This is a genomic window from Pseudomonas sp. NDM (assembly GCF_003105095.1).
GTDB lineage: Bacteria > Pseudomonadota > Gammaproteobacteria > Pseudomonadales > Pseudomonadaceae > Aquipseudomonas > Aquipseudomonas moraviensis_A.
This window is the reverse complement of sequence record NZ_QETJ01000245.1, coordinates 1-5,062: the sequence shown is the minus strand read 5'-3', so window position 1 is coordinate 5,062 and position 5,062 is coordinate 1. Positions and strand designations below refer to the sequence as shown.

Sequence of the window (5,062 nt, the reverse complement as noted above, 5' to 3'; positions counted from 1 at the left end):
TCCTACATTTGGAATGCGTTTCCCTGTAGGAGTGAGCCTGCTCGCGAAGGCGCCAGCCCAGGCAACCGAGAATCCGGAACCACAAAGCAGGGGATTTCCGGCCGTTTCGACGGCCTTTTTTTTCGCCTGGATTCTACTTGGCGCTATATCTCTTAAATGCATAACCAAATGAACAAATATGATTTATGGATATATAAATCAGCTGGTAAGGTCACTGCCATTGAAGCGAGATCGCAGCCTGCGAATCGCCTGTAACGCTTAAAGGAATCTGCAATGCTGGTCGTCTCACTCGGTGGCAGCCCCAGCCTGCGCTCCCGTTCCGGGGTGCTGCTGGAGCGTTCGCAACGCTGGTTGCAACAGCAAGGGGTGGAAGTGGTGAGTTATCAGGTACGGGACTTCCCGGCCGAGGATCTGCTCCATGCCCGCTTCGACAGCCCGAAGGTCCTCGACCTGCTGCAACAGATTGAAAACGCTGATGGCCTGCTGATCGCCACCCCGGTGTACAAGGCCTCGTTTTCCGGAGCGCTGAAGACCCTGCTGGATCTGCTCCCCGAGCGTGCCCTGAACCACAAGATTGTCTTGCCGATGGCCACCGGCGGCAGCATCGCCCACATGCTGGTGGTCGATTACGCCCTCAAGCCTGTGCTGTCGGCACTCAAAGCCCAGGAAATGCTCCAGGGCATTTTCGCCGAGGACAGCCAGATCGCTTACGGCGAAGGCAGTGCCGCCGCGCAACTGGCGCCGGCCCTGGAGCAACGCTTGCACGAGGCGCTGGACCAGTTCATCGGCGCCATGGCGCGTCGGCCGAAACCGCTGGAGCCGGGCCTGTTGAACGAACGTTTGTTGAGTGCTCGCTGGAGCATTTAAGCCTCACCGGAATTTGAAGTACTGGCCTTACTCGCCCGCCAACGGGCAAGCAGGTGCAGCCAAAACCCAACAGCAAAAAGGAGAGCGCTATGCGCACTGTATTTTTGCGTCGTGGTCTGGTCGCTCTGTTTGCTGCGGCTGTGTCCTTCGGCGCCATCACTCAAGCTCAAGCCGAGACATTGCGGATCGGTTATCAGAAGTACGGCACGCTGGTGCTGCTCAAAGCCAAAGGCACCCTGGAAAAACGTCTGGCGGCGCAAGGCGTCGACGTGCAATGGACCGAATTCCCCGGCGGCCCACAACTGCTGGAAGGCCTCAACGTCGGCTCGATCGACTTTGGCGTGACCGGCGAAACCCCACCGGTTTTCGCTCAGGCTGCCGGCGCTGATCTGCTCTACGTCGCCTACGAACCGCCAGCGCCGAACAGCGAAGCGATCCTCGTGCCGAAGGACTCGCCGATCAAATCCGTGGCCGATCTCAAGGGCAAGAAAGTCGCCCTGAACAAAGGCTCGAACGTCCACTACCTGCTGGTGCGTGCCCTGGAAGACGCCGGCCTCAAGTACATCGACATTCAAACCGTGTTCCTGCCACCGGCCGATGCCCGCGCTGCGTTCGAGCGTGGCAGTGTCGACGCCTGGGTCATCTGGGACCCGTACCAGGCCGCTGCCGAGCAACAACTGCAAGCGCACACCCTGCGCGACGGCAAAGGCATCGTCGACAACCACCAGTTCTATCTGGCGACCAAACCTTACGCGCAGAAAAATCCCGAGGTGATCAAGACCCTCGTCGAAGAAGTGCGCGCGGTTGGTGAATGGTCCAAAGCCAATCCTGAAGACGTGACGCAACAGGTCGCGCCGCTGCTCGGCCTGCCGGCGGACATCACCCTGACCTCGGTGAAACGCCAGGGCTACGGCGCGCTGTTCCTGACCCCGGAAGTGGTCGCCGCGCAACAGAAAATCGCCGACACGTTCTTCCAGCTCAAGCTGATTCCCAAGCCGTTGAGCATCAAGGATGTGATCTGGACCCCGCCGGCCGCTGTGGCCCAAAGCTCACAAGCCCAGTAATTCGAATCTACAAGGAGACCACTCCATGAGCCTCAATATCTTCTGGTTCCTGCCTACCCACGGCGACGGCCATTACCTTGGCACCGCCGAAGGCGCCCGCGCGGTTGATCACGGTTACCTGCAACAGGTCGCGCAAGCGGCGGATCGTCTGGGCTTTGGCGGGGTGCTGATTCCCACCGGGCGTTCCTGCGAAGACTCATGGCTGGTCGCGGCCTCACTGATTCCGGTGACTCAGCGTCTGAAATTCCTCGTCGCCCTGCGCCCCGGGATCATTTCCCCGACGGTCGCGGCGCGCCAGGCCGCGACGCTCGATCGTTTGTCCGGCGGGCGTGCGCTGTTCAATCTGGTCACCGGTGGTGACCCGGAAGAACTGGCCGGTGACGGGCTGTTCCTCAACCATGAAGAACGCTATCAGGCCTCGGTGGAATTCACCCGCATCTGGCGCCGCGTGCTGGAAGGCGAAACCGTCGATTATGACGGCGAGCACATCAGCGTGAAGGGCGCCAAGCTGCTCTATCCGCCGATCCAGCAACCGCGTCCGCCGCTGTATTTCGGTGGTTCCTCGGAAGCGGCGCAGGATCTGGCCGCCGAGCAAGTGGAGATGGTCCTGACCTGGGGCGAGCCGCCGGCAGCGGTGGCCGAGAAGATTGCCCAGGTTCGCGCCAAGGCCGCCAAGCTCGGGCGCACCGTGCGCTTCGGCATTCGTCTGCACGTGATCGTCCGTGAAACCAACGCCGAAGCCTGGCAAGCGGCGGATCGCCTGATCTCGCATCTGGACGACGACACCATCCAGCGTGCTCAGGCCTCGCTGGCGCGCTTCGATTCGGTCGGCCAGCAACGCATGGCCGCGCTGCACGGTGGCAGCCGCGACAACCTCGAAGTCAGCCCGAACCTCTGGGCCGGCGTCGGTCTGGTGCGCGGCGGTGCCGGAACCGCGCTGGTCGGTGACGGCCCGACCGTGGCGGCGCGGGTCAAGGAATACGCGGATCTGGGCATCGACACCTTCATCTTCTCCGGTTATCCACACCTCGAAGAATCGTATCGGGTGGCCGAGTTGCTGTTCCCACACCTCGACGTCGAGCGCCCGGAACTGCCGAAAAGCGCCGGTTATGTCAGCCCGTTCGGTGAGATGGTCGCCAACGACATCCTGCCCAAAGCCGCGTCGCAGAGCTGAGGCGCGGCCATGAAGAAATTTATCCACAGCCTCGCGCCTTGGGCGTTGCCGGTGTTGCTGCTGGCGGTGTGGCAGTTGTCGGTGTCGGCGGGCTGGTTGTCCACGCGGATTCTGCCGGCACCGGTGGCGGTGATCGAGGCCGGCGTCAGTCTGGTACGCAGTGGCGAGATCTGGACACACCTGGCGATCAGCGGCTGGCGCGCGGCACTCGGTTTCACCATTGGCGGCAGCATCGGCCTGGTATTGGGCTTCATCACCGGCCTGTCGAAGTGGGGCGAACGCCTGCTCGACAGTTCGGTGCAGATGATCCGCAACGTGCCGCATCTGGCGCTGATTCCGCTGGTGATCCTGTGGTTCGGCATCGATGAGTCGGCGAAGATTTTTCTGGTGGCGCTGGGCACGTTGTTCCCGGTCTACCTCAACACGTATCACGGCATCCGTAACGTCGACCCGGCGCTGGTGGAGATGGCGCGCAGTTATGGTCTGAGCGGTTTCAGCCTGTTCTGGCAGGTGATTCTGCCGGGCGCGTTGCCGTCGATTCTTGTTGGCGTGCGCTTCGCTTTGGGCTTTATGTGGCTGACGCTGATCGTCGCCGAAACCATCTCGGCCAGCTCCGGTATCGGCTATCTGGCGATGAACGCCCGCGAGTTCCTGCAGACCGATGTGGTGGTGCTGGCGATCCTGCTTTACGCGGTGCTGGGCAAACTTGCCGACCTCGCCGCCCGTGGACTTGAGCGTGTGTGGCTGCGCTGGCACCCGGCCTATCAGGTTGCCAAGGGAGGTGCGGCATGACCGCTCAACAACCTCCACGCCTGCTGCGCGGGATTCCACTGGCGGTGCGCAACCTGCAAAAAACCTTCGGCGCGCGCCAGGTGCTGCGCGACATCGATCTGCACATTCCGGCGGGGCAATTCGTCGCCGTGGTCGGGCGTAGCGGTTGTGGCAAGAGCACGTTTTTGCGCTTGCTCGCCGGCCTCGACCAGCCGACTGGCGGCGAGCTGCTCGCCGGCTCCGCGCCGCTCAGCCAGGCACGCGACGACACGCGATTGATGTTCCAGGAAGCGCGACTGCTGCCGTGGAAAAGGATCATCGACAACGTCGGCCTCGGCCTCAAGGGCAACTGGCGCCAGCAAGCGCTGGATGCACTGGAAGCCGTGGGGTTGGCGGATCGCGCCAATGAATGGCCGGCGGCGCTGTCCGGTGGCCAGAAGCAGCGTGTCGCGCTGGCTCGGGCGCTGATCCACCAGCCGCGTCTGCTGTTGCTCGACGAACCGCTCGGCGCGCTGGATGCGCTGACCCGTATCGAGATGCAGCAACTGATCGAACGGCTCTGGCAGCAACACGGTTTCACCGTGCTGCTGGTGACCCACGACGTCAGTGAAGCGGTGGCGATTGCCGATCGGGTGATCCTGATCGAGGACGGCGAAGTCGGCCTCGACCTGCACGTCGAGCTGCCGCGCCCTCGGGTGCGCGGCTCGCATCGCCTCGCCGCGCTGGAAACCGAAGTGCTCAACCGTGTTCTGTCCCTGCCCGGTGAACCGCCGGCGCCGGAACCCGTTTCACCCCTGCCTACGCAACTGCGTTGGGCGCAATAACTCAAGCAAACGACAGGAATCAATGCCATGACTATCAAAGCCATCAACGTGCGCAACCAGTTCAAAGGCTCGATCAAGGAAATCGTCCTCGGCGACGTGCTGTCGGAAATCGACGTGCAGACCGCTTCGGGCATCGTCACTTCGGTGATCACCACCCGTTCGGTCAAGGAGCTGGAACTGGTGGTCGGCAGCGAGGTGATCGCCTTTGTGAAATCCACCGAGGTGTCGATCGCCAAGTTGTAAGCCGGTGAACAAAAAACAACCCCGGAGGGTGTGAGCCCTTCGGGGTTTTTTGGGCCTGGCTTGAAATCGGCGGCGCGACTTTCGCGAGCAGGCTCGCTCCCACAGGGGAGCGCATTTCA

General features: G+C 62.4%; 6 protein-coding genes. All 6 read left to right on the top strand.

Features of this window, described 5'->3' with window-relative positions; genetic code table 11:
• Positions 1-273 precede the first annotated feature (273 nt).
• The 6 genes from ssuE (at position 274) to DCO47_RS25645 (ending at position 4,943) form a co-directional block, all read left to right on the top strand.
• Positions 274-867, top strand: a complete 594-nt coding sequence (gene ssuE / locus DCO47_RS25670) for an NADPH-dependent FMN reductase (RefSeq protein ID WP_042607062.1) — start codon at positions 274-276, stop codon at positions 865-867.
• Positions 868-956: 89 nt separating this feature from the next.
• Positions 957-1,931, top strand: a complete 975-nt coding sequence (locus DCO47_RS25665) for a sulfonate ABC transporter substrate-binding protein (RefSeq protein ID WP_116659205.1) — start codon at positions 957-959, stop codon at positions 1,929-1,931.
• Positions 1,932-1,956: 25 nt separating this feature from the next.
• Positions 1,957-3,105, top strand: a complete 1,149-nt coding sequence (gene ssuD / locus DCO47_RS25660) for an FMNH2-dependent alkanesulfonate monooxygenase (protein WP_016772653.1) — start codon at positions 1,957-1,959, stop codon at positions 3,103-3,105.
• A 9-nt stretch (positions 3,106-3,114) separates the two neighbouring features.
• Positions 3,115-3,897, top strand: coding sequence for an aliphatic sulfonate ABC transporter permease SsuC (ssuC, locus tag DCO47_RS25655; protein WP_116659204.1), 783 nt, complete (start codon positions 3,115-3,117; stop codon positions 3,895-3,897).
• Complete coding sequence (gene ssuB, locus DCO47_RS25650; protein ID WP_016772655.1) at positions 3,894-4,700, top strand: aliphatic sulfonates ABC transporter ATP-binding protein; 807 nt, start codon at positions 3,894-3,896, stop codon at positions 4,698-4,700. The genes ssuC and ssuB overlap by 4 nt, the downstream gene beginning before the upstream one ends.
• 27 nt (positions 4,701-4,727) lie before the next feature.
• Entirely contained in the window at positions 4,728-4,943 is a 216-nt protein-coding gene (locus DCO47_RS25645; protein WP_003229256.1) for a molybdopterin-binding protein, read from the top strand.
• Positions 4,944-5,062 lie beyond the last annotated feature (119 nt).